This window comes from Streptomyces sp. NPDC002676 (assembly GCF_053592455.1).
Map to the genome: position 1 here is coordinate 981,845 of NZ_JBSFVT010000001.1, position 22,195 is coordinate 1,004,039.

Consider the following 22,195-nt stretch of genomic DNA (forward strand, 5'->3'; position numbering starts at 1 on the left):
CGGAGCCCGGAGGGGACCTCAGTGCAGCCCGTCGATCGACGTGCCGTCCTCGAGCGTCCCCTTCAGGCCCGCCTGTGTTCCCTGCTTGACCCGTACGGTCAGCAGCGGCCCCTGTCCCGCCGCGGTGATCCCGCCGCTGGTCTGGATCGACTCCGTGTCCTTGCTGCCCGCGGCCAGCAGGAACCAGTTCCCCGCCCTGGACTTCCACAGCACCCCGGCCAGCACATGGGGATCGCGCGGCCCGCAGGCCGGCACGTCGGTGCCCTTGGCCACCGCCGCTCCGACCGCGCTGCCCGGTGTGCGGAACTGGGCCAGCGTCGTCGTCCCGTCGCCGCGCCAGGTCTCGGTCCGGGTGCACACCCACTGACCCGCCCCGCTCCCGTCGGGCAGCGGCTGGTCGGCGAAGCCCCACGCGTTGACACTGCGGAGCCCCGCGGAGCGCTCCGCGGCCAGCGAGCAGGCGAACGGCGCCCAGGTACGCAGCCCCTCGGCATCGGCCGCTTCGCCGGTCTCGCCGGGGTGCCCGGCGGTCAGGTGGGTCGGGACCAGCTCGCCGAGGTCGGTCGAAAGGTGGGTGCCGGAGGCGTCGGCGAGCTGGAGGACCTCCCAGGAGGTGCAGCTGCCGGGCCGCAGGGCGGGGCTGGCGACCGGCGCGGTGACGCCGTCGGTGACGGAGAGGTCCGTGGGCGCCGTATCCGGTTTCATCAGGTCCCGTACGGCCGCCTTGCGCACCCAAGGGGCCGTCAGATAGCGCACGTTGCCGTCGGAGCGGCCCAGCACGAGCGCGCTCGCCTCGACCCCGGAGGCGCCGTCGGCGCGGGCGAGGTCGAGCGCGGCACCCGCGGTGCTGTCCTTCGGCTCGGCGTAGCGGGCGATGCGCAGGCCGTCGTAGAGGAGGACCACGCGCGCGTTGTCCACCAGGCCCGCGTACAGCAGCTGGGGCGGGCCGGCAGGGCCGCCGGTCTGGGTGCCGGGGGTCGCCGAGACGCGGACCGTGGCCCCGGGGCGGGCCCAGACGGCGAGGGCGCGGCGCAGCAGGCCGGTGTCGCCGGTGAGCGGGCCGCGGGCCGGCCACACCGAGAAGCCGGTGCGGCTCGCGGACTCCCACCTGGTGGGGGAGACGAGGGTCAGCTTGCCGGGGTCGAGGGCTGCCTCGGCGGCCGGGTTCGCCGCGTAGGCGGGTGCCGCGGCGCCGTCGGGGCCCCAGCCGCCGCCCGGCATCGCGACCAGCGCGCCGCACACCGCGAGCGCCGCCGCCGCGGCGAGCGCGGCCTTGGTGTGCTGGCGGCGCCGCATCAGGTCGGTGGGCCGGGCCTGGAGGGTGCAGGCGTCGAACTCGGGGGAGGAGAGCAGGTGGTACTCCGCGGGTACGCCGTTCGCCTCCGCGAGCGCCTGTTCGGGGTACCTGATCCCGGCGGCCTTCAGGGCGTTGCGGACCTCCGGGTCGGGCAGGTTGTCCAGGCCGCGCAGCGCGTATGCGGCCCGGGCCGTGGCCGACAGCGCGGACAGCCGCTGGTCCAGGGCGAGTTCGTCGGCGCCGCCGGAGCGCGGGAACAGGCGCAGGCCCCACACCTGGGGCAGCAGCAGCGGCGGAAGTCGGGACAGCCGGGACAGGCCCTTGCGCGGGCGCGAGGCGTCCAGAGCCGCCCGCAGCACCCGGCCGCGCAGGTACGCGTACCGGGGGTCGCCGTCCCGGCCGGAGAGCTGGGCCGGGATCAGGGACGTCTGCTTACGGCCCCGGGGCAGGGCCCGCTGGGCCAGCGCGTGCGCGGTCAGCACCCGGCGGCCCCGGCCGAGGGTCGGTGGCAGTACCAGGTAGGCGAGCCGGACCAGCCGTGGATAGTGCTCGACGAGCGCGGCCTCGGCCTGCTCGACGCCGACCGGGCCGGCGGCGGAGGCGGCTGCGTGACGCTGGGCTACATCCTGTGACTGCACGTCATGAAGAACGAGCGAGCCGTTGGTTGGTCACCGCCGGACGGGTGACTTCAGTCTTGCGGTTCTTCCGGTTCGACCAGCAGGCGTGCGTAGTTGGCCATCGACCGCTGGTAGCGCGGCAGATGAGGGGCGAGGGCGCCGAGTACGAGGGACAGACCCTCGCGGTCGCGGCCGAGGCTGGACAGGCACAGGGCCAGGCAGGCCCGCACCGCGTCGTCCAACTCGTCGGAGGGCCCGTCCAGTTCGGGCGTGAGCAGCTGGACGCCCTCCTCCGCCCGCCCGAGGTTGCGCAGCGAGCTGGACAGCTGGATCTTGGCCCGCCGCCCCTTGTAGCCCGTGAGCCCGCGCGCCAGCGCCTCCCGGTACAGCGGCGCCGCCTTGTCCGAGTGCCCCGTCGAGTCCCAGGCACAGGCCTGCTCGAAGGGGCCGAGCGGGCTGTCGCCGGGCAGCTCGGCGACGAGCTTGTCGATCACCGCGCGGAACTCGTCCGCCCGCTCTTCCGGATAGTCGTCGAAGGTGGCCCAGGCGGCGGCCACACGGTCTTCCCAGTCTTGGTTCACCGGGGCACCCTCGCACATCCGTGCCCATCGCGACACCGGATTTGAGCGAGGCGCCCGCCGGAGCCGTATCCGAGAGGACTGGGGCCTGCCTGGCCCACCGGGACCGGAGGTTCGGATGAGGTTGACGCGACTGATGATCGGCACCGCGGCGGTGCTGGCGCTGGCGGGCTGCGCTCCGGGCGGGGACACGAAGGCCGTACCGGCCACCGCCACCGGCAGTCTGGAGAGCCTGGCCGCCGAAGTGAAGTGCACGCCGGACATCCAGACCGACGCCGACGAGCTCCGCCAGGCCATCTGCCGCAACTCCGACGGCAGGTTCGTCCTCGCCACCTTCGCCACCGACCGCGGGCAGCGCGAGTGGATAAACGACGCCAAGGACTACGGCGGTTACTACCTCGTCGGCCGCAAGTGGGTCGCCGTCGGCGACGACGGGGTGGTCAGGGCGCTGCGCGGCACGCTCGGCGGGGACGTGGAGAGGGGCGCCGACCATCACGCGCACGGCGGCTGACAGCAGCCGCGGACAGGAAAACGGGCGGCGGGAGGGGAGCCGCCGCCCGTTTCCGGCAGGGGGTTACGCGCAGCGCTGACCGTTGTTGATGCAGTTGGCGATCCTGTTGGCCAGGCCGTTCGTCGTGACGCTGATGAAGTCGTCGTGGTCGGTGGCCGGTTTGTGCAGCTGCTCCGGGAAGCCGTCCACCGCGTAGGCGTTCTTCACCACGCCGTTCTCGATGGTCGGCGGCGTGATCTGGTACACCAGCCGCATCTTCAGCTGCGGGATGGCCTTGAAGCCGTTCTGGCAGTTGCCATTGGCGTCGGCGAAGGCCACATGGGTGCGGTGGTTGGCACTGTCGATGTTCTGCCCGTCCCAGCAGCTCTGGAAGGCGAAGGTGCGGACCACGTTGCTGCCCTGCGGACAGATCGGGTACTGCGTGGTCAGCTGGACCTTGTTCTCGAAGCCGGTGCAGCTCCAGTGCGCGTTGGCGTTGGCCAGGCCGTTGGTGGTGGTCTTGGCGTCACCGGTGATGATCCGCAGGAACTGCGGCATCGCGACGACCTTGCTGGTCGGGCTGCCCACGTACCTGATCTGCGCCGAGACCGGCGTCAGGATCTTGCCGACGTTGCCTTCCTTGCCACCGCCGTCGGCGTTCTGGTCGAAGTCCTGGGTGCCGTCCTGGACCCGGACCACCGGCCAGTAGTACGCCGACAGGTCGTTGCGGTTCTGGCAGCTGGTGCCGCCCTGCAGGAACGTCTGGTTGCTGGAGAAGGCGTTGACCTTCTGGTTGCCGACGTAGTCGTGCAGGTGGTGCGCGCCGTTGGTCACGCCGGGCGCGACGATCACGTTGTCGGTGTTGTGGTTCTTGTTGGCGTTCACCCCGCAGCGGGTGATGAACATGCCGGTGGAGGCGTTGCCGGTCCGGCTCGGCTTGGCCTGGACGTTCGGCTGGACCGTGGTGATGTCGACGAAGTCGGCCGCGGCCGGGCCGTTCCCGGCCTGCCCGCCGGTGCCCTGCTGCTGCCCGTTCCCGCCCGGCTGGCCACCCTGCTGCTGCCCGCCGGGGTCGGCGCTCGGACTGGCGGTGCCACCGTTGCCGTTCTGCTGCCCGCCGGTGTTCTGGCCGGAGGTGTTCCCCCACCCGCCGGCCGTCGTCTGGTTGGCCGGCGTGCCGGTGCAGGTGGCGAGGGCGTCGAGGCTGTCGGGCGCGGTGCCGCCGACGCGGCTGATCTCCAGCTTGATCCGGTCGATGATCGCCTTCCGCCGGTCCTGGAGCGGCTGGAGGATCGAGTTCTGCACGAAGCTCGCATCCTGGGCCTGCGCGTCCCGCGTGGTCGCCAGACGCTGGTAGGCGTCGGTGATCTGCTGGTCCAGGTTGGCCAGTTCACCGTTGACCTCGGTCCGGGCCCGCCACGGCACGTTGGTGAGCTTCTGCCCGACGTCCGGACAGGAGATGGTCGCGACCTGCGCGCTCGCGGCCTTCGTCTGATCCCCTCCCCACGCCTGGTTGTTGGACTCGTGGGCGGAGGCGTAGAAGTTCGCCCAGATCAGTCCGCCCCCGCCGAGCGCAAGGGCCGCCGCTGCGGCTATGGCCTTGGTGGCCAGTGGCGTACGGCGTTTTCGTGTATTGCGTCCCATGGAACTCCTCTGACTTCCTTGCGGGGCAGCATCGAGGCGCCCGACAGGAGTGAAGCGGCGCCCTTCCATACGGGCGCCGCCCCAGAGGTGTTCACGGATCCCACAAATTCCTTACCGAAACAGGGGAGTTGGCAGGTCAGCGGTCCTGGTCCAGATAGGCGAGGACCGCCAGCACACGCCGGTTGTCGTCGTCCGAGACCTCGAGTCCGAGCTTGCCGAAGATGTTGGAGGTGTGCTTGGCGACGGCCCGTTCCGTGACGACGAGCTGCGCGGCGATGCCGGCGTTCGAGCGACCCTGCGCCATCAGCTCCAGCACCTCCCGCTCGCGCGGGGTGAGCTTGCCGAGCGGGCGGTCGTCGGCGGACCGCCGGGACAGCAGCTGCTGGATCACCTGCGGGTCCATCGCCGTACCGCCCGCGGCGACCCGGCGTACGGCGTCCACGAACTGTTCCGCGTCGAACACCCGGTCCTTGAGGAGATAGCCGACCCCGCCGTTGCCGTCGGCGAGCAACTCGCGCGCGTACAGCTGCTCCACGTGCTGGGACAGGACCAGCACCGGCAGGCCGGGCCGCTCCCGCCGGGCCTGGAGCGCGCACTGCAGGCCCTCGTCGGTGTGCGTGGGCGGCAGCCGTACGTCGACCACGGCCACGTCGGGCGCGGACTCGGCGAACGCACGGGTGAGTTCGGGCCCGGACTCGACGGCGGCGGCGATCTCGAAGCCGTAGGCCTCCAACAGCCGGACCAGCCCGTCGCGCAGCAGGAAGAGGTCTTCGGCTAGGACAACGCGCACGGAATCTCCATGATGACCATGGTGGGGCCGCCCGCGGGGCTGCTGACGGCCAGGACGCCGTCGAATGTACCCAGTCGCCGCTCGACCCCGGTGAGCCCCGAGCCGGCGCCGATCACGGCGCCGCCGCGACCGTCGTCGGTGACGGTGATCCGCAGCCTGCTGTCACTGTGGTGCAGATCCACCCAGACCCGGTCGGCGCCGGAGTGCTTGACGGCGTTGGTGAGCACCTCGCTGACCGCGAAGTACGCCGCCGACTCCACCGGCGCGTCCGCCCGGCCGGACAGCTCCACGCCCACCTCGACGGGCAGCGGCAGCCGCAGCGCCAACGCCCGTACGGCATCGCCCAGTCCGCGCTCGGCCAGGACCGGCGGGTGGATGCCGCGGACCAGGTCGCGGAGTTCCTCCAGGGCCTCGGCGGAGTGCTGCCGGGCCTGTGCGAGCAGCCGCTTCGCCTGTTCCGGGTCCTTGTCGAGCAGCATCTCGATGGTGCCGAGGTCCATGCCCATGGCGACGAGCCGGGCCTGCGCGCCGTCGTGCAGATCGCGCTCGATGCGACGCAGCTCGGCGGCGGAGGTGTCGACGGCGTCCCGCCGGGTCTCGGTCAACACGCGCACACGCTCGGCGAGTTCTCCGTGGTCCGCGCCGAGGACGGCCCGGGTTAGCTGGAAGTGGGCCTTGAACAGGCGCGGGGCGGACCTCCAGGCCACGACGAGCAGCGCGGCGGCCAGTACCGCCGCGCCGAAGGCCGTCGCCCAGCCGGAGACCGGCACGAAGACGTACCAGTAGGTCCCGTCGTCCGCGAGTACCCGCCACAGTCCGGCCGCCACCGCGAAGCCCTCGAAGGCTTTGAACACCAGTGCGGCAGGCAGCAGAGCCGTGAGAAACCCCGCCGTCATGTCCACCGGCAGCCACCGCACGTCCCGCCGGACCTGCGGGTCGCGCAGCAGGGTGAAGGTGCGCGTCCAGGGGTTGGCGCCCGCGGGGATGGGCTGGTAGGCCGTCGGGATCCGCACCTCGCACCACTCCGCCGCGAGTTCCCGGCGCTTGTCCGCGAGGGCCCGCACCCCGGTCAGGATCGCCGGGGTCGTGACAAGGCCGACGCCGATCGGGATGAGCGCGACGGAGACGAGGGTCAGGACGAGGAACAGCACCGAGAGGGGCAGTACGGCCACCGCCAGTGCGAGTCCCTGTACGGCGGCCAGCAGTACCTCCCGGGCCCGCGTACGGGCCCGGCCGCTCTTCGTGATCGTGTTCATGCCGCAAGTCTCTCCGACCCGGCGGCCCCGGTCACTGGGCGAAGACCCACGTCAGGGGGTGTTGCCAGGTACACCATCGGGTCCGGGGACCCCCAGTACCTTCGCCTCCACCTCCGGGTCGAGCCCCACCGGGGGCCGGTCCGGCCGCTGGGGCGCGATGCCCCCGATGTCGGTCAGCCAGCGCCAGGTGTCCGCGACGGTCTCCCGGACCGGGCGGCACCTCAGGCCGGCCGCCAGCGCCCGGGACACGTCCGAGCGGTGTGCCCCCTCGTGCAGGTCGGTGCCCGGCGGTGTCCACACCGGCAGCTGGGTCCAGGGTTCGATCCCGGCGTCCAGGATCACCTGCGGGTCGGTCCAGCGCAGTTCGGCGTCAGCGCCGGTGGCCCGGACGCATTCATCGAGCAACTCGCCCATGGTGGTGTGCCCGGACGGGCTGACCAGGTCGTACGGCCCGCTCAGCCGCTGCTCCACGGCACCGAGGATCCACTCGGCGAGGTCGCGCGCGTCGATGTACTGCAAGGGCAGGTCACGCGGCCCGGGGGCCAGGACCGGTCCGCCGCGGGCGATCCGGGTCAGCCACCACGGCAGCCGGCCGACGTTCTCGTGCGGGCCGAGGATCAGCCCGGCCCGCACCAGCAGCGAGCCGTCCGCGCCGAAGGTCTCGACCGCAGCCAGCTCGCCGCCCCGCTTGTCCTGCGCGTACTCGGTCTGCTCCGCGTCGGCGGCGGCGCCCTCGACCAGCGGCCCGTTCTCGGTGTCCCTTCCCACCGAGGGCCAGGGCCAGGCGTACACGGACCGACTGGAGACGTACACGTACTGGCCGACCCGGCCCCGCAGCAGCCGGGCCGCGCTCAGCACCGCGCGCGGCGCGGCCGACCAGGTGTCGACCACGGCGTCCCAGCCGCCGCCGTCCGCGGCGAGGGCGGCGAGCCCGTCCGGGGCGGTACGGTCGCCGTGCAACGCCCGTACCCCGGCCGGAGTTTCGCTGCGACCGCGGTGGAAGACGGTGACCTCCCAGCCGCGCCCGAGCGCCGCCGTCGTCACGGCCCGTCCCACGAACTCCGTACCACCCAGCACAAGAAGTCTCATGCCGGGATCATGCCCGCCGGGGGAGGCGGGAGGAACAGGCGTCTGCCGAGGGCAGAGCGGATGAACCAACGGGGCTGACCGGGCTGATTGGGTCAACGTCCGGTCGGCGGTGCGTACTTGTAGCCGACCCGGCGCACCGTCTGGATCGTGCCGCGGTGCGGTGCGCCCAGCTTGCGGCGCAGCCGCGCGATGTGCACGTCCACGGTGCGGCCGTCGCCGACGTGGCCGTACCCCCACACCGTGGTGACCAGCTGGTCGCGGGTGTGCACCCGGTGCGGATGCGCCACCAGATGCGCGAGCAGCTCGAACTCCAGGTAGGTGAGGTCGAGTTCGCGGCCGTCGACGCTGGCGGTGCGCTGTACGGAGTCGATGCGCACCAGCGGCTCGGCACCGGCCGTGGCCTCCTGCTCGTCCGCCTGGTCGGGCACCGCGACCGGCAGGAACGGCGGTTCCTGGTCCGCGGGGACCAGCACCAGGTAGCCGACCATCGGCGGTCGGCCGGGGAGGGCGGGCAGGGCGTGCTGCGGCGCGGGCAGCCAAGTTGCGCCCGGCGGCAGGAAGTCCGCGACGCGCACCACCTCGTCGGGGTCGACGGCGCGCAGTCGGTGCCGGGGGCCGTTCTGGGAGGGGGCGGCGGTGCGGGTGGCGGTGGAGAGAGAACGAGTAGTCGCCATGAGAGGTCAGCTCTTTCGCGCGAGGGGTTCGTCGGGAAGGGCGACGGCCACGATTCGTGGTCGGGCGCGCCGCAGGACGTACGTCGTTCGCGCTGGCCGAAGGCCGGGGTGTACGGCTTTAGAGGGCCCGCGCGTTCATCGCGCGGCAACACACCCGGTCGAAGTCGTGGTGCTGACGGGACGGCCAGAAGGGCTCGAGGTCATGACGACCCGTCGCGGTGCACTTCTGGAAGCTGGCCATGGGCCCATTGAACCAGACGAGGTCGCCGGGCAGGAGTCTCCTCTCACTGCTTGGACGCTTCCGTGGACTGAAGTTGAGTTGGCATGTGTCATCGGGAGGCGCCCTCCGGCCACAGCACCCGCACCGGAACGCCCGTCCGTTCCGCGTACGCCACGACGTCCGCCGTGCCGCCGAACCCCCGCGCCGGCTTCCCGTCCCACACCGCGATCAGCTCATCCACCAGGCCGACGAGGATTTCACTGCCTGCCTGGTGGGCCTCAGAGGTCGACTCGGTCATGCCGGTCTCGTGAACGTCGGCCGCGCGGGGCAGCAACGCGTCAACACGGCTTCGGCGAACCAGGAGTCGGGGCCGTCCGCGATGCAAGAGACGCCGACCAGTTCGGCCGCTGCGTAGCCGCTCACGACCTCGTCCAGCATGGCCCGTACGCGCTCCTCGACCTTCGCGCTGAGCCCCCGGTGACCGGTGATCCCCACTCGCATGCCTGTCCTCCTACAGGTAGACGCCGTGCAGGCGTTCGTCGAAGTCCCGCACCACCTTGGGCGGCGTGGTGGTGGTGAGGGTACGGCGCACCGCACGGGCCCGCTCCACGATCCGCCCCGACCAGTACGTCAGGCCTGTATCGAGGGCGCGCGATGCGAGAGCGAATGCCGCTTCCACCCGGCCGCCGGCGAGATGACCGGCGGCGATGTCCAGCACGATCAGCGCTCGCTGTTTCGCGTGGCCGGTTGCCAAGGCCTCTACGTCCTCAGCGAGCACCCATTCCGGCAGCCCGAGGCGCGCGCCGCAGGTGACGCGACAGGCGGCCACCTTGTCCAGGGTGAAGGAGAACACCCACGGCCACGGCGGCGGCTCGTGGTCAGCCGTCAGGGCCTCCGCCGCCGCCCGCGATGCGCAGCGCCCGGTCGGCTCCGCTCCGGTCTCCGGCTGCCGCGTGCCCGAGCGCTTCGACGCTGGACAGCCACGCGTCGGCGACGGTCGGTCGCTGGTCGCCGAGAACCCGGCGGGCGCGCCGGGCGAGGTTCATGACCCGAGGATTGCCGAGCAGTGGCCCGCAGGAACCTGACCGCCTCCGGGCTGCCGGTGACCGTCCTCACCGGGGACGGCATGACCGGCATTCCGGCGTACGCTCCGCTGGACCGGCTCATCTGTACGTGCACGGTGCGCACCATTCCGTACGCGTGGATCGAGCAGACGCCGGGCGGCAGGATTGTCACGCCGTGGGGCGGCTCGTTCCATTCCTACTCGTTCGCCACGCTGGATGTGGCCGACGGCGTGGCACAGGGCCGGTTCTCAGGGAACCCGGCCTTCATGTGGGCCCGCGACCAGCGGGGCCGCCGATGGGGCATCTCTGAGGTCTACCACCAGGAGAAAGGCGAGAGGTCCAGCACCGCCGTCGACCCCCGCGACATCGACCGCGACGCCGACGCCATGTTCGCCGTCGGCGCCCAGCTCACTGACGCCTACCCGCAGCTTCACCATGCCGACGACGGTTCCGACGAGGCCACCTACTGGGTTCTCGCCGACGACCGGAAGTCATGGGCGACGGTGGAGTACGTACCCGGCCGGAAGGAGTTCGAGGTCGAGCAGTACGGGCCGCGACGGCTGTGGGACGAGACGGAGGCCGCCTACCGCTGGTGGGAGGACCGAGGCAGGCCCGGCCGGGAGCGGTTCGGACTGACCGTCGACCGCAACGGCCAGCGGGTATGGCTCGATGGGCCTGACCACCTGGCGCCCCTTGTCGGCTGACCATCCACCACGCCGACGCACGATACGACGCAGGGGCGCCCACCATGACGGCGGGCGCCCCTGTCGGAAGCGGGACGGATCAGACCTGGCCGGCCTTCTCCAGGGCGGAGCAGCAGGTGTCCACCAGCAGGCGGGTCACCACGTACGGGTCGACGTTGGCGTTGGGGCGGCGGTCCTCGATGTAGCCCTTGCCGTCCTTCTCGACCTGCCACGGGATACGGACCGAGGCGCCGCGGTTGGAGACGCCGTAGGAGTACTGGTCCCACGGGGCGGTCTCGTGCAGACCGGTCAGGCGGTCGTCGATGCCGGCGCCGTAGTTCTTGACGTGGTCCAGCGGCTTGGAGCCCTCACCGAGGGATTCGCAGGCGGTGATGATGGCGTCGTAGCCCTCGCGCATCGCCTTGGTGGAGAAGTTGGTGTGCGCGCCCGCGCCGTTCCAGTCGCCCTTGACCGGCTTGGGGTCGAGGGTCGCGGAGACGCCGAAGTCCTCGGCGGTGCGGTAGAGCAGCCAGCGGGCCACCCACAGGTGGTCGGAGACCTCCAGCGGGGAGACCGGGCCGACCTGGAACTCCCACTGGCCGGGCATGACCTCGGCGTTGATGCCGGAGATCGCGAGACCCGCCTTCAGGCAGTTGTCCAGGTGGGCCTCGACGATGTCACGGCCGAAGATCTCGTCGGCGCCGACACCGCAGTAGTAGCCGCCCTGCGGGGCCGGGAAGCCGCCCTCGGGGAAGCCGAGCGGGCGGGCGCCGTCGAAGAAGGTGTACTCCTGCTCGATGCCGAAGATCGGCTCCTGCGCGGCGAACCGCTCGGCGACCTCGGCCAGCGCGGCACGCGTGTTCGACGAGTGCGGGGTCATGTCGATGTCGAGGACCTCGCACAGCACCAGGATGTCGTCGCCGCCGCGGATCGGGTCCGGGCAGGTGAAGACCGGCTTGAGCACACGGTCCGAGGAGTGGCCCTCGGCCTGGTTGGTGGAGGAGCCGTCGAAGCCCCAGATCGGCAGCGCGTCGAGACCGGCCGGAGTACCCGTGATGATCTTCGTCTTGGAACGAAGCTTGGCCGTCGGCTGGGTGCCGTCGATCCAGATGTACTCAGCCTTGAAGGTCACGGGGCCACATCCTTCGGGGGTGGGTCGGGCGCACTCGGTCGCCGCGGCGCTGCGGCACTCAGGCGCCGCTCGAACTGCTCGGCAGCCTGTCAACAGGCGATTTCCCGTCCATTGCTCGAATGTGAACCCCGTGTTACGTGGTGGTTCTGTGCCGCGACTCACACGGTGAGGCGAGGCGCCAGGAGGCAAGGGACGACGACGGGTACGCATGTGCCCCGGGTTGCGTACGACAGGACGCCGGTGGAAGCGGATGTGACGGCCGGCGACCGCCACCCCCGTAACGGTCGCCGGCCTTCACGTCTCACCCCGCCGCCGTCACCCCACCTTCTCGATCACCGCGTGGCGGATCAGGAACTTGCCGGGCTCCCGGACCTGTTCGAAGGCCGCGTTGTTGAGCAGCACGCAGCTGCCGGAGGTGGATGTGACCTTCACCGTCGTGGACTTCTTGTTGTCCAGGTTGGTGACCTTCAGGGTCGTGCCGGCCGGGAACTGGTTGCTGGACGCGGCCGGGGCGCCGCCCTCGCCGGAGAGCGTGACGGTGGAGCCCTGGCAGACCTGCTGCCCACTGGCGGCGTTTTGTCCGGAGTTGCCCTGTTGGGCGTTGCTGCCCTGCTGTCCGTTGTTGCCTTGCTGTCCGCTGCCGCCCTGCTGGGCGTTGCTGCCGTTGCCGGTCTGCTGCGCGTTGCCGCCCTGCGCCGCCTGGGAGCCCTGAGCCGACTCCCCAACGGTGCATCCGGCAGCCTTCTGCTGGACCTCGATCTGCGCGATGACCGCCTGCCGGTTGGCGATCCGGGCCGCCGACTGGGCGTCCGGGTTGGCCTTCTGGTCCGCGATGAACTTGTCGTTGTTGCCGTGGGCCGTGGCCAGCCCCTGACAGACGGTCGAGTCCGAGGCGGACAGCGTCTTTGCGTTGTGCGGGCTCTGTGCCGCATTCGACGTGGATGCGAGCGCGAAGGCCCCGCCGCCCGCCACCGCCGCGGCGCTGACGAGCAGCGCGAGCTTCTTCTTCGTACTGGCAGTTCTCCTGCGCGACATGCGCGCCTCCTGAAGAGGTAGGGGAGCGTACGCCGCTATGTACGAGATGCCGAACGGGGTTACTCAGCGGTCACAGGAGCCGTCGAAGTAACCTGCGTCACAACTTGCCGCGGGACAGCGCCTCCTGCACGGCCTCCTCGCTGCGGGCGACCAGGGCGGTTCCGTCCTCGGCGGTGATGATCGGGCGCTGGATCAGCTTGGGGTGCTCGGCGAGAGCACGGATCCACCGGTCCCGGGACGCCGCGTCCCGCGCCCACTCCTTCAGCCCCAGCTCCTTGGCGTCCGCCTCCTGGGTGCGGGTGATGTCCCACGGTTCGAGCCCCAGCCGCTCCAGTACGGCCCTGATCTCGTCCTCGCTGGGCACGTCCTCCAGGTACCGGCGGACGGTGTACTCGGCCCCCTCGGCGTCGAGCAGGCTGAGGGCGTTACGGCACTTGGAGCAGGCCGGGTTGATCCAGATTTCCATGGGGAGAACGGTACGCCCGTCCACTGCCGCCCCGGCTCTGTTCGAATTTCTGCCGCCTCAGCCGCAACTCCTCAACCTGCCGTGACAGGATGACAAGTTCCTTGTTCACCTGGGCATTTGCCCTCCCTCGCGGACCTCCGATTGTCAGTGGTGGCCAGTAAACTGGAAGCAGTGTTCGAGGGAGCCGCCGGAACCCCGGGGGAGTGCCCTGACCGCGACAGGAGGATGCCCGTGCCCGCTGCCGCACTGAAGCCGAAGCCGTTGCCGACCCAGTCCACCGCCAAGCATCCGGTGCTGTTCGACTCGCCCTACCAGCCCGTGACGAAGCCGCCCCTGCCGGCCGGGCGACCGCGCGAGTGGTACGTCACCCACAACCGCCGGCTCAAGGCCATGCGCCTGGCCATCGCGCTGCTCGACTCCGGGGTCCACCTGCCGAACCAGGCCCGCAACGAGACGATACGCAGCACGGCGGAGCGGATCGGCATCCACCCGCCGTCCGACACGACGTGCCACATGGTGCGGGCGTTCATGCGTTACTCGCGCTGAGCCGCGTCGCCGGGTGCCCTGCCGCTGTGCGGGGCACCCGGTCCGTAACCTGCTCCGACCCGGTCCGTCTCGGTCCGTCTCGGTCCGACCCGGTTCGATCCGTTTCCCCCGGGTCCGTCACTCCGACAACTCCCGCTCCAGCGGCGTCCGGAAGCGTGGGGTGACCTTTGTCGTGCCGATCCACCCCCGCAGTCTCTCCGCCTCGGCCTCCACCGCCGCCTCGGCCTCCCGGCGGACGCCCTCGTCGGGGATCCGCCAGGCGATCCGGCCGTCCGGGCGCTGCGCCCAGCCGCCCACCACCCGGCCGTTCCACCACACCGTCGGGCCCACGTTGCCGCTGCCGTCGAAGAGCAGGGGGCGCAGCGCCGGCTCCAGGTACCAGTCGCGCTGCTGCCAGGCCATGGCCGTCGGGTCGAGACCCGGGAGGAGCGCCGCCCAGGGTTCCCCGGGGGCCTCAACCGGGTCCGTGTCGTCGGCCGCGACGTAACCCCTGCCCTCGTCCAGGGACACCTCCTGCGCGCCGATCGCGGACAGGGCGCGGCGGACCTCCGTGACCCGCCAGCCCGTCCACCACTTCAGGTCGGCCTCCGTGGCCGGGCCGCAGGCCCGCAGCCAGCGCTCCATCAGGACCGCCTGCGCCTGCGCCGGATCCAGTTCCGGGTGCTCCGGTGCGACCGCCCACCGGAACTGGCCGGACGTCCAGGAGCCGAGCGGCCGGCCGCGGACCACCTTGCCCTCGACGCCGAGCACCCGCAGCAGGCGGGAGGAGACGGTGTGGACGCCCTCGTAGCTCTTCCCGGCGGCGTACGCGAACTGCTCGCGCAGGCGCGGCTCGTCCGCGTTCAGCTCCGCCGCCGTGGCCTGGCCGCGCCGGGCCAGCGCGGCCAGCGCGGACGCCTCCACCTCCGCCAGCCAGGCCGCGTCCGGGGCGCCCGCCTTCGCCATGTCCTTGAGGAGGCTCGCGCGTTCGCGGGTGGCCACCGTCAGGCCCGTCGAGGCGTGGACGACGGCCGTCAGGTCGGTCGGGAACACGAACACCGTGTGTCGCATGCCGTGCATGCGGACCAGCGTGCGGTCCTCGTACAGCGCGCGTTCGGTCTCCGGCACCGCCTTCACCGGGTCGGCGAGGCGTGCGGCCACCGCCAGGTACACCGTCGCCGGGTCCGTGCCGTGCAGGGCCACCAGGGAGGCGGCGACCTCCTCGGGGCTCGCCGCCCGCGCCGCACCCGCCAGCCGGTGCCGCAGGGCGAGTCTGGCCCGCCGCTCGGCCGTGCCGATGTGCCGCCGCCGTGCATCAGTCATACCGGCCTCCCCGTGGACCATGGGTGACAACCTCCTGCCCGCATGGTCGCCGATGCCACTGACAATCACCCCTCCGCCGCGATCAGGTGCCCAGCAGAAGGCTCACCAGCTCCGTCCGGTCCTCGGCGTGGTCGCGGTACCACAGCCCCAACATGTGCTCGGCGTCGGGCAGTTCGAGCCGCGTGAAGCGCGCCCGTGTCGACAGCGCGTCCTGGACGGCCTCCGTCACGGCCGGCGGGATGATCGTGTCGGTGCCGGGCACCGCCAGCACCGCCCGGCCCTCGTAGGCCCGCAGCGTCTCCAGGGCGGCGGAGGTGCGCCAGGCGTCCGGGGTGCGGATGATCTCGCTGAACCGGCCCTCGCCGTTCCCGAACGGGACCTCCCAGGCCTCGGGCGCGTAGACGGCGGGTGCGCACAGGCCCACCGCCGCGACCCGGCGGCCGTAGTGCCGCATGAGGTCCGCGACCGTCTGGCCGCTCATGCTGAAGCCGACCAGGATCAGCGGGTGGTCCGCCGGGGCGTGCGCGTCGAGCACCGCCACCGCCTGCTCGAACCTGCTCCGCAGGCTCAGCTCCGCGAGGGCGCCGGTGCTTTCGCCGTGCCCCGAGAAGTCGAACGCCAGCGCGTGGCAGCCCTGCGCGGCGAACTCCGCGAGCAGCGGCAGGAGCCGCTCCTTGCTGCCGTTGCCGGCGCCGTGCAGGAGGATCGCCGTGGCCCTGCCGTGCGGCCCGGCGGCCACTCCGCTGAGGCATTCGCCGTCGTACGCATACGAGAAACCGGTGAGTTCGCTCGAGGGGTCGGTGAGTTCGCTTGAGAGACCAGTGAGTTCGCCCATGAGGGCCATTCACTCACAGCGGGGCTCACAGACCGGGGGCGCCCCACACCGGGAACCAGCGGCTCAGGTCCGGCTCGATGCGCAGGTCGTTCGCGAGTGTCGCCTTGATCTGGAGTTCCAGTGCGTTGTCCCGGCGTTCTCCGCCGCCGGGCAGCGGGGCGAAGGGGTAGAACGTACCCCGCTTGTAGAGATAGACCAGGGCCAGCTTCCGGCGGCCGGCGTCGTCCGTGAACACCGCCAGCGAGCACAGCAGCTGCGGGCCGAAGCCGTTGGCCTCCAGGGAACTGTTCACCGCGTGCAGATCGTTGACCAGCTGGGGCAGCTGGTCGGGGCCGCGCTGGGAGACCAGCCAGGAGTACCCGTACTCGTCCTGCCGGAGCTCCACCGGGGGTCCCGTGCGCTCGGCGTCCGCGTCGAGGAGGGCCTCGACCTCCCGGTGGGTCTGCTCGAAGGCCGCCCCCTCGACCGTCGCGAAGCACACCGCCCCGCCGCCGGTCGGGGTGAACCCGGCCGCCGCCTCAAGGGTCAAGGCCGCGGACGGCAGCGCGAACAGCTGGTCGAGGTCGGGGGCGACGGGTTTCGTACGGCCCAGCAGGATGTCCAGCAGCCCCATGCTCAGCCCGCCTTCCCCGGAGCCGCCGCCTCGCCCAGCTCGGCGGAGATGCGGCCCAGCTGGTCGAGCCGTTGCTCCAGGCTCGGGTGGGTGGAGAACAGCCGGGAGAAGTCGGCCCCGGAGCCCAGGGCCGGGGTGAAGTAGAAGGCGTTGAACGCCTGTGCCGTGCGCAGGTCCTTCATCGGGATCCGCGCGATGTCCCCGGAGACCTTGGTGAGCGCCGATGCGAGCGCCGAGGGCCGGCCGGTCAGATGGGCGGCGGCCCGGTCAGCGGCCAGCTCCCGGTACCGGGACAGTGCCCGGATGAGCAGGAAGCTGATCGCGTACACGGCGGCCGAGACACCCATCACGGCGGCGAACACCGCCAGCGTGTTCTGGTCTTTACGGCCCCGGAAGAGCTGCGAGTAGAAGGCGAACCGCACCATCAGGCCCGCGATCACCCCGAGGAAGGACGCGACCGTGATGACGGCGACGTCCTTGTGCGCCACGTGCGACAGTTCGTGCGCGAGCACGCCCTCCAGCTCGGCGGGCTCCAGCCGGCGCAGCAGCCCGGTGGTCACGCAGACCACCGCGTGATCGGGGTTGCGGCCGGTGGCGAACGCGTTCGGCATATCCATGTCGGAGACGGCGACGACCGGCTTCGGCATGTCCGCCTGGGCGCACAGCCGGTCGATCACCCCGTGCAGCTCGGGATACTCCTCCCGCTCCACGACCCGGCCGTGCATGGCGTACAGCGCGACCCGGTCGGAGAACCAGTACTGGGCACCGAGCAGCGCCGCCGCGACCACGACGACCAGCACCCAGGACTTCAGCAGCACGATCAGTGCGGCGACGAATCCCACGTACAGCAACCCGAGCAGGAACAGTGTGACTCCCATGCGCGCGGTCAACCGCCGATCGCTCCGGAAGCGGCTCTGCATCTGCATCACCCCGCAGTCAGGCACTCGTCCCGCTGTCCAGTGTGCACCTGCTCGCCCCTTACGGGGCCCATGGCGTGGTCGCATTCGCCTCTAGGGCCAGCAAAGGCTTTTCGGCTTCGCGGTGGGTCAGCCGAGGTGCCCCCGCAGGCGCCGCACGGTCTGCTCCGCCCGTGCCCGCAGCCGCTCCTGCGGATCGCCGAGCAGCGCGACGGCCGCCCGCAGCCGCACGTCTCCGCCGTGGGCGTCCAGCAGCCGGTACGCCGACATCCGCACCCATCTCGGCCGCCCGGGGGCGAGCCGCTCGGTCAGCCACTCCTCCGGCAGCAGCCCGGCCGAGGGCAGCAGCGCGAGGGTCGCCTCACGGACCACCGCGGGCGCGGGATCGTCCAGCATGCGCCGCAGCCGCGGTACGTCCGTCACGTCGAGCGTGCGCAGCCCGGCCAGCGCCCTGGCCCGCACGCCCGGCGCGGGATGGTCCAGGAGCGGCCACAGCAGCCCGGCGTCCGCGCGCTGCCCGCACTCCGCGAGCCCGATGACGGCACCGGGCGGCAGCTCCGGGCCGGCCGGGCCGGAGCACCGCTCCCGGTACCAGGGCAGCGGGTCGGTCCCCTGCTGCCGTACGACATACCGCGCGCAGGCCCGCACCAGCGCCGAGCGGTCCGCCAGGAACCCCGTCGCGCGCTCATGCCGGCCCAGCCGCCGCAACGCGGTGACCCCGGCGGAGCGGGCCTGGGGACTGCGGGCAGCGAGCAGCGTGCCGAGCACCTCCTCGGCGTCCTCCTCACCGACACCGGCGAGCGCGGCCTGCGCACACAGGCTCTTGACGACGGTGTCCTCGTCCCGGGCGGCGGCACGGGCCAGCTCGGCGGGGGAGAGGAGCCCCCGCTCGACGGCGAGCCCGTACGCGAACCGTCGTACGGCCCGGTCGGCACAGCTCAGCAGCGGTGCGAACCGTTCCTTGTCGGCCCGTGCCAGCAGTTCCCCCACCAGCCCGGCCGCGTGGTCCCCGCGTCCCCGCCACCCGATCCGCAGCACCAGCGGGGCCAGCCGTACGGCCCTCTCCTCGTCCAGCTCCTTCGCCAGCAGCTCGCGAGCCCGCTCCCGCACGGGCGGGGCCCAGTCCGCGCAGCGGATCACGACCAGCGGCAGCAGCTCCGGGCGCCCGGCGGCCCGTCCCAGCGCCCGGTGCCGGATCCGGCCGTCGCGGTGGCACAGGGCGAGGGCGAGCCGGGCGTCGGTGAGCGGGCCGCCGTCGCGCACGGCGGCGAGCAGCGCGCGGCCACCGTCGGTCGCCTCCCAGACCGGGACGACGTCCGGCGGGAGGTACCACTGGTCCTCCCGCGCCTCCTCGTCGAGCCTCAGCCAGGCGTCCGGATGACCGGTGCCGACGACGTCCTCCAGCGCGCCGCCCTCCGCGAGCCACCGCTGCGCGCTGATCCTCTCCGGTACTCCCACTCTCCTGACAACTCCTCTTAGGCGGAGCGCAGTTGTGCGTACCCGAGCAGGACGATCACCGCGGCGACACAGCCGAACACGAGGGCCGTGGACCACCACGGGGACCGGTGCCGCCTGACCGGTTCCGGATCGGGGCGGAACGGTGCCGCGTCCGGCGGGTTCTCCTTCCAGCGGGCGGCGAGCATCCGGGCGCGCGCCGAGGGCTCCTTGTGCTCGGCCGAGTTCGCCCACTTGTGGTCGAACTCCCGCTCCCAGTCGTCCTGTTCAGTCATCCCCGTGCAAACCTTCCACGTTCGGCAGAGTCCGGAACGATGATTCCTCGACAGTAGGAAGCCTGGGAAGCGAGAAAGGTTGCCCAGGATGCTGCCTGGTTGCAGTGCGGCTAGCATCGATCTGAAGAGCCGCACCGCGGGGTGTCCGACCTCGTCCGCCCTGCTTTCTGGTCCACGTGCGGCACCCCCTACGACCGCGTTTCGTGCCTGGAAAGCCGCCCGGGGGGAAGGAAGGTGGATCCATGAACGCACATCGCGCGAGGCGTCTCGCCGCAATGTCCGCCGTCGGCGTGCTGATGGCCGGCGGAGCCGCGATCGGCGCCGCAGGTACCGCATCGGCAGCCACCCCGAGCCACGTCACCACCAACTACGGCTGTGGCTTCAACCGCTTCGGCAACGGCTTCGGCAACGGTTTCGGCCGGAACGGCTGCTTCGACAACGGCTTCGGCCGCGGCGGTTTCAACAACGGCTACAACACCGGCTTCAACTACGGCTACAACAACGGTGCCGTCGTCGTGGTCGTGGTGAGGTGACCTGACGGCCACGTGCCGGAGCACGGCCGAGGGCCGCCACCCGGAGCGAATTCCGGGTGGCGGCCCTCAGTGGCGTCGGACCGCGCGGGGCGGACCTGTCACACGTCGAAGAAGTGATGACCTGGCTCGGTCACCTCGGCGGATCAAAGGCACCGTTGGTCTGACCAGCACGGACGTCGTCGTTGTCTGTCGTCGTTGGTCGTTGTTGGCCTCCCCGGGACGGCCCACAGACGGCCCCGCTCCAACAGCCGAGGGCCTGGCCTCTGGGCGAGACCTTCAAGCTGGCAGGGCGGAGCCAGCGGATCTACAGTCTCCCTTTGCCGCCCCAGTTACTGGCGTCCTGACCTGCACGAGTGCGGTCACAGACTTGAGTCCCTGCCCGAGGCGTGTCGTCCACACAAGTCTGTTCTTCGTCGCGAATCGCGGGAGATCTGGGTGTGTGCACGGGTACGGTCGGGATCCAGGATCCGACAGTGTTCGAAGGGGCTTTGGTGGCGGGCGGGGATGCGCAGTACGGCGCTGACGGCGGGGACCACGTCGACTTCCGTGATGGTTTGTTCACTGGCCCGGTCACGGGCAAGAGCGACCACCATCACTACTACGGGGCCCGGCGGCCCATGGCCGAGTGGCCGCATCAGGTGGGGGTGATCCCGCCGCGGGCGGGCTGTTTCCAGACCCGCGCCGAGGTGGGGCGGCTGCGTGAAGCGCTCACGGGTGGACAGGCCGCGGTCCTGGTGGGGCAGGACACGGTTCACGGTCAGGTTCTGGCCGGGATGGGCGGGGTGGGCAAGACCCAGTTGGCCGCCGACTACGCCCGCACAGCCTTGCAGGCCGGTGAGCTGGACGTGCTGGTGTGGATCACCGCGAGCAACGCCACCGCAGCCGCCTCCGGGTATGCGCAGGCCGCCGTGGAGATCCTGGGCGCCGACCCCGCGGACCGGGAAACGGCCGCCCGCGCGTTCTTGGCCTGGCTGGAACCCAAGGCGAACGCCGCGCCATGCCGGTGGCTGGTCGTACTCGACGACGTCACCGACCCGGCCGACCTGAACGGTCTGTGGCCGCCAGCTGGCCCGCAGGGCCGGACCCTGGTCACCACACGCCGCCAGGATGCCGCCCTGGTCGGCCGTCTGATCAAGGTCGGGCTGTTCACCGAGGCCGAGTCCCTCGCCTACCTCACCGCCGCACTTGGCGCCCGTGAGCGCCACGAGCCCGAAGAACAGCTCACAGCGCTTGCCCAGGACTTAGATCACCTGCCGCTCGCGATATCGCAAGCCGCTGCCTACCTCATCGACGCCGGCATCAGCGCCGCCGCCTACCGGGGGCTGCTGGCCGACCGTAGCGCCTCTCTCACTGATGCCGCGCCCGAGGTCCTGCCCGACGGCCAGACCCAGACCGCAGCGGCAGCCTGGTCGCTGTCCGTCGACCGCGCCGACACCCTGCGCCCGGTGGGCCTGGCCCGTCCGATGCTCCAACTCGCCGGGTTCCTCAGCCCCAACGGCATCCCCGAAACCGTTCTGACCAGCGCTCCCGCCCTCGCCCACCTGACCCGGCATCGCGCCGAAGACGGCTCGCCGGCAACGCCCCAGGGCGCACCCTGGCCGGAAGAGCAGGACAGGACTCCCGTGTCCGTAACTGAGGACGAGGCGGTCGGTGCTCTGCGGGCGCTGGCTCGGCTCAGCCTCATCGACCACACCCCCGCCACCCCCCACCAAGCCATTCGCGTCCACCAGCTCATCCAGCGCGCAACCCGTGACACGCTCACCCCCGACCAGCACGACCAACTCGCCCGCACCACCGCCGACGCCCTCACCACCGCCTGGCCTGCCATCGAACGCGACACCGAACTCGCCCAGGCCCTGCGCGCCAATGCCACCACCCTCACCCGCACCGCCGAAAATGCCCTGTACCAGCCCACCGCGCATACGGTGCTGTACCGGGCTGGACGAAGCCTCGGCGAAGCCGGCCAGGTCGCCGCCGCCAGAGCCCACTTCCATCGCCTTACCGAGACGACCAGCCGCCGCCTCGGCTCCGACCACCCCGACACCCTGACCGCCCGCCACAACCTCGCCCGGTGGCGAGGAGAGGCGGGAGACGCGGCTGGTGCCGCAGCCGCGTTCGAGCAGGTCCTGGCAGACCGGCTGCGGGTGCAGGGTGAGGACCACCCCCACACCCTGACCGCCCGCAGCAACCTCGCCCTGTGGCGGGGGATGGCGGGAGACGCGGCTGGCGCCGCAGCCGCGTTCGAGCAGTTGCTGGCAGACCGGCTGCGGGTGCTGGGTGAGGACCACCCCCACACCCTGACCACCCGCAGCCACCTCGCCTACTGGCGGGGGATGGCGGGAGACGCGGCTGGCGCCGCAGCCGCGTACGAGCAGCTGCTGACCGACCGAGTTCGGGTGCAGGGTGAGGACCACCCCGACACGCTCGGCACCCGCCACAACCTCGCCCTGTGGCGGGGGGAGGCGGGAGACGCGGCTGGTGCCGCAGCCGCGTTCGAGCAGCTGCTGGCAGACCGGCTGCGGGTGCAGGGTGAGGACCACCCCCACACCCTGACCGCCCGCAGCAACCTCGCCCTGTGGCGGGGGGAGACGGGAGACGCGGCTGGTGCCGCAGCCGCGTTCGAGCAGCTGCTGGCAGACCGGCTGCGGGTGCAGGGTGAGGACCACCCCCACACCCTGACCGCC

General features: G+C 71.7%; 23 protein-coding genes and 1 pseudogene. 5 read left to right on the top strand and 19 right to left on the bottom strand.

All coding sequences use genetic code 11. The features are described 5' to 3' along the window. Positions 1-18: 18 nt before the first annotated feature. Positions 19-1,935 (bottom strand): hypothetical protein, encoded by a 1,917-nt coding sequence (locus tag ACWD3E_RS04640; RefSeq protein WP_451386060.1) that lies wholly within the window; start codon positions 1,933-1,935, stop codon positions 19-21. A gap of 50 nt (positions 1,936-1,985) precedes the next feature. Next, positions 1,986-2,513: a tetratricopeptide repeat protein gene (locus ACWD3E_RS04645; protein ID WP_451386061.1), complete on the bottom strand. Its 528-nt coding sequence runs from the start codon at positions 2,511-2,513 to the stop codon at positions 1,986-1,988. 97 nt (positions 2,514-2,610) lie between these two features. Between ACWD3E_RS04645 and ACWD3E_RS04650 the strand changes: the two genes are divergently transcribed. Then, positions 2,611-3,003 carry a hypothetical protein gene (locus ACWD3E_RS04650; protein WP_451386062.1) on the top strand — a complete coding sequence of 131 codons (393 nt, stop codon included), beginning with the start codon at positions 2,611-2,613 and terminating at the stop codon, positions 3,001-3,003. Positions 3,004-3,066: 63 nt separating this feature from the next. On the opposite strand, the gene ACWD3E_RS04655 is transcribed toward ACWD3E_RS04650, so the two are convergent. From ACWD3E_RS04655 to ACWD3E_RS04690, 8 genes and pseudogenes are all read right to left on the bottom strand, one after another. Beyond that, the gene (locus tag ACWD3E_RS04655; RefSeq protein ID WP_451386063.1) at positions 3,067-4,626 is read right to left on the bottom strand and encodes a DUF1996 domain-containing protein; all 1,560 of its coding nucleotides are present in this window, start codon (positions 4,624-4,626) and stop codon (positions 3,067-3,069) included. A 136-nt stretch (positions 4,627-4,762) separates the two neighbouring features. Further along, on the bottom strand, positions 4,763-5,416 hold the full coding sequence (locus ACWD3E_RS04660; protein ID WP_451386064.1) for a LuxR C-terminal-related transcriptional regulator: 654 nt from the start codon (positions 5,414-5,416) through the stop codon (positions 4,763-4,765). Continuing rightward, complete coding sequence (locus ACWD3E_RS04665) at positions 5,401-6,672, bottom strand: sensor histidine kinase (RefSeq protein WP_451386065.1); 1,272 nt, start codon at positions 6,670-6,672, stop codon at positions 5,401-5,403. Before ACWD3E_RS04665 ends, ACWD3E_RS04660 begins: the two co-directional genes overlap by 16 nt. Before the next feature lie 51 nt (positions 6,673-6,723). Beyond that, on the bottom strand, positions 6,724-7,761 hold the full coding sequence (locus ACWD3E_RS04670) for an NAD-dependent epimerase/dehydratase family protein (protein WP_451386066.1): 1,038 nt from the start codon (positions 7,759-7,761) through the stop codon (positions 6,724-6,726). Positions 7,762-7,853: 92 nt separating this feature from the next. Further along, positions 7,854-8,435, bottom strand: coding sequence for a winged helix-turn-helix domain-containing protein (locus tag ACWD3E_RS04675; protein ID WP_451386067.1), 582 nt, complete (start codon positions 8,433-8,435; stop codon positions 7,854-7,856). Between the two features lie 329 nt (positions 8,436-8,764). Continuing rightward, positions 8,765-9,156, bottom strand: a pseudogene (locus tag ACWD3E_RS04680) (hypothetical protein). A 10-nt stretch (positions 9,157-9,166) separates the two neighbouring features. Beyond that, complete coding sequence (locus ACWD3E_RS04685) at positions 9,167-9,508, bottom strand: hypothetical protein (protein ID WP_451386068.1); 342 nt, start codon at positions 9,506-9,508, stop codon at positions 9,167-9,169. A 25-nt stretch (positions 9,509-9,533) separates the two neighbouring features. Continuing rightward, entirely contained in the window at positions 9,534-9,701 is a 168-nt protein-coding gene (locus ACWD3E_RS04690) for a hypothetical protein (RefSeq protein WP_451386069.1), read from the bottom strand. Between the two features lie 20 nt (positions 9,702-9,721). On the opposite strand from ACWD3E_RS04690, the gene ACWD3E_RS04695 reads away from it, so the two are divergent. Beyond that, entirely contained in the window at positions 9,722-10,423 is a 702-nt protein-coding gene (locus ACWD3E_RS04695; RefSeq protein ID WP_451386070.1) for a hypothetical protein, read from the top strand. A 79-nt stretch (positions 10,424-10,502) separates the two neighbouring features. Here the strand turns inward: ACWD3E_RS04695 and glnII are convergent, their stop codons facing one another. The 3 genes from glnII to ACWD3E_RS04710 form a co-directional block, all read right to left on the bottom strand. Then, positions 10,503-11,534 carry a glutamine synthetase gene (gene glnII / locus ACWD3E_RS04700; protein ID WP_451386071.1) on the bottom strand — a complete coding sequence of 344 codons (1,032 nt, stop codon included), beginning with the start codon at positions 11,532-11,534 and terminating at the stop codon, positions 10,503-10,505. A 315-nt stretch (positions 11,535-11,849) separates the two neighbouring features. Continuing rightward, positions 11,850-12,569, bottom strand: coding sequence for a hypothetical protein (locus tag ACWD3E_RS04705; RefSeq protein WP_451386072.1), 720 nt, complete (start codon positions 12,567-12,569; stop codon positions 11,850-11,852). A gap of 97 nt (positions 12,570-12,666) precedes the next feature. Next, a complete protein-coding gene (locus ACWD3E_RS04710; RefSeq protein WP_451386073.1) occupies positions 12,667-13,035 on the bottom strand; it encodes an arsenate reductase family protein in 369 nt (122 codons plus the stop codon). Between the two features lie 231 nt (positions 13,036-13,266). On the opposite strand from ACWD3E_RS04710, the gene ACWD3E_RS04715 reads away from it, so the two are divergent. Further along, positions 13,267-13,581 carry a hypothetical protein gene (locus tag ACWD3E_RS04715; protein WP_451386074.1) on the top strand — a complete coding sequence of 105 codons (315 nt, stop codon included), beginning with the start codon at positions 13,267-13,269 and terminating at the stop codon, positions 13,579-13,581. 117 nt (positions 13,582-13,698) lie between these two features. On the opposite strand, the gene ACWD3E_RS04720 is transcribed toward ACWD3E_RS04715, so the two are convergent. From ACWD3E_RS04720 to ACWD3E_RS04745, 6 genes are all read right to left on the bottom strand, one after another. Then, the gene (locus tag ACWD3E_RS04720) at positions 13,699-14,883 is read right to left on the bottom strand and encodes a winged helix DNA-binding domain-containing protein (RefSeq protein WP_451386075.1); all 1,185 of its coding nucleotides are present in this window, start codon (positions 14,881-14,883) and stop codon (positions 13,699-13,701) included. A gap of 82 nt (positions 14,884-14,965) precedes the next feature. Next, positions 14,966-15,718: an alpha/beta hydrolase gene (locus tag ACWD3E_RS04725; RefSeq protein ID WP_451386076.1), complete on the bottom strand. Its 753-nt coding sequence runs from the start codon at positions 15,716-15,718 to the stop codon at positions 14,966-14,968. A 25-nt stretch (positions 15,719-15,743) separates the two neighbouring features. Then, a complete protein-coding gene (gene pspAB / locus ACWD3E_RS04730) occupies positions 15,744-16,331 on the bottom strand; it encodes a PspA-associated protein PspAB (RefSeq protein ID WP_451386077.1) in 588 nt (195 codons plus the stop codon). 2 nt (positions 16,332-16,333) lie between these two features. Beyond that, on the bottom strand, positions 16,334-17,251 hold the full coding sequence (gene htpX / locus ACWD3E_RS04735) for a zinc metalloprotease HtpX (protein WP_451386078.1): 918 nt from the start codon (positions 17,249-17,251) through the stop codon (positions 16,334-16,336). Between the two features lie 126 nt (positions 17,252-17,377). Next, positions 17,378-18,706 (bottom strand): hypothetical protein, encoded by a 1,329-nt coding sequence (locus ACWD3E_RS04740; protein ID WP_451386079.1) that lies wholly within the window; start codon positions 18,704-18,706, stop codon positions 17,378-17,380. Positions 18,707-18,723: 17 nt separating this feature from the next. Continuing rightward, positions 18,724-18,978 (bottom strand): SCO2583/SCO2584 N-terminal domain-containing protein, encoded by a 255-nt coding sequence (locus ACWD3E_RS04745; RefSeq protein ID WP_451386080.1) that lies wholly within the window; start codon positions 18,976-18,978, stop codon positions 18,724-18,726. 242 nt (positions 18,979-19,220) lie between these two features. Here ACWD3E_RS04745 and ACWD3E_RS04750 point away from each other — a divergent pair, with 242 nt between their 5' ends. After that, positions 19,221-19,511: a hypothetical protein gene (locus ACWD3E_RS04750; protein ID WP_451386081.1), complete on the top strand. Its 291-nt coding sequence runs from the start codon at positions 19,221-19,223 to the stop codon at positions 19,509-19,511. Between the two features lie 473 nt (positions 19,512-19,984). After that, a partial coding sequence (locus ACWD3E_RS04755) for a tetratricopeptide repeat protein (protein WP_451386082.1) occupies positions 19,985-22,195 on the top strand: 2,211 nt, incomplete at its 3' end.

Coding starts and splice junctions, on each gene's coding strand:
- ACWD3E_RS04670 (WP_451386066.1), bottom strand. CDS start 7,761: ATGAGACTTCTTGTGCTGGGTGGTACGGAGTTCGTGGGACGGGCCGTG.
- ACWD3E_RS04720 (WP_451386075.1), bottom strand. CDS start 14,883: ATGACTGATGCACGGCGGCGGCACATCGGCACGGCCGAGCGGCGGGCC.
- ACWD3E_RS04645 (WP_451386061.1), bottom strand. CDS start 2,513: ATGTGCGAGGGTGCCCCGGTGAACCAAGACTGGGAAGACCGTGTGGCC.
- ACWD3E_RS04675 (WP_451386067.1), bottom strand. CDS start 8,435: ATGGCGACTACTCGTTCTCTCTCCACCGCCACCCGCACCGCCGCCCCC.
- ACWD3E_RS04655 (WP_451386063.1), bottom strand. CDS start 4,626: ATGGGACGCAATACACGAAAACGCCGTACGCCACTGGCCACCAAGGCC.
- ACWD3E_RS04745 (WP_451386080.1), bottom strand. CDS start 18,978: ATGACTGAACAGGACGACTGGGAGCGGGAGTTCGACCACAAGTGGGCG.
- ACWD3E_RS04705 (WP_451386072.1), bottom strand. CDS start 12,569: ATGTCGCGCAGGAGAACTGCCAGTACGAAGAAGAAGCTCGCGCTGCTC.
- ACWD3E_RS04725 (WP_451386076.1), bottom strand. CDS start 15,718: ATGGGCGAACTCACTGGTCTCTCAAGCGAACTCACCGACCCCTCGAGC.
- pspAB (WP_451386077.1), bottom strand. CDS start 16,331: ATGGGGCTGCTGGACATCCTGCTGGGCCGTACGAAACCCGTCGCCCCC.
- ACWD3E_RS04650 (WP_451386062.1), top strand. CDS start 2,611: ATGAGGTTGACGCGACTGATGATCGGCACCGCGGCGGTGCTGGCGCTG.
- ACWD3E_RS04710 (WP_451386073.1), bottom strand. CDS start 13,035: ATGGAAATCTGGATCAACCCGGCCTGCTCCAAGTGCCGTAACGCCCTC.
- ACWD3E_RS04665 (WP_451386065.1), bottom strand. CDS start 6,672: ATGAACACGATCACGAAGAGCGGCCGGGCCCGTACGCGGGCCCGGGAG.
- ACWD3E_RS04750 (WP_451386081.1), top strand. CDS start 19,221: ATGAACGCACATCGCGCGAGGCGTCTCGCCGCAATGTCCGCCGTCGGC.
- htpX (WP_451386078.1), bottom strand. CDS start 17,251: ATGCAGAGCCGCTTCCGGAGCGATCGGCGGTTGACCGCGCGCATGGGA.
- ACWD3E_RS04690 (WP_451386069.1), bottom strand. CDS start 9,701: ATGAACCTCGCCCGGCGCGCCCGCCGGGTTCTCGGCGACCAGCGACCG.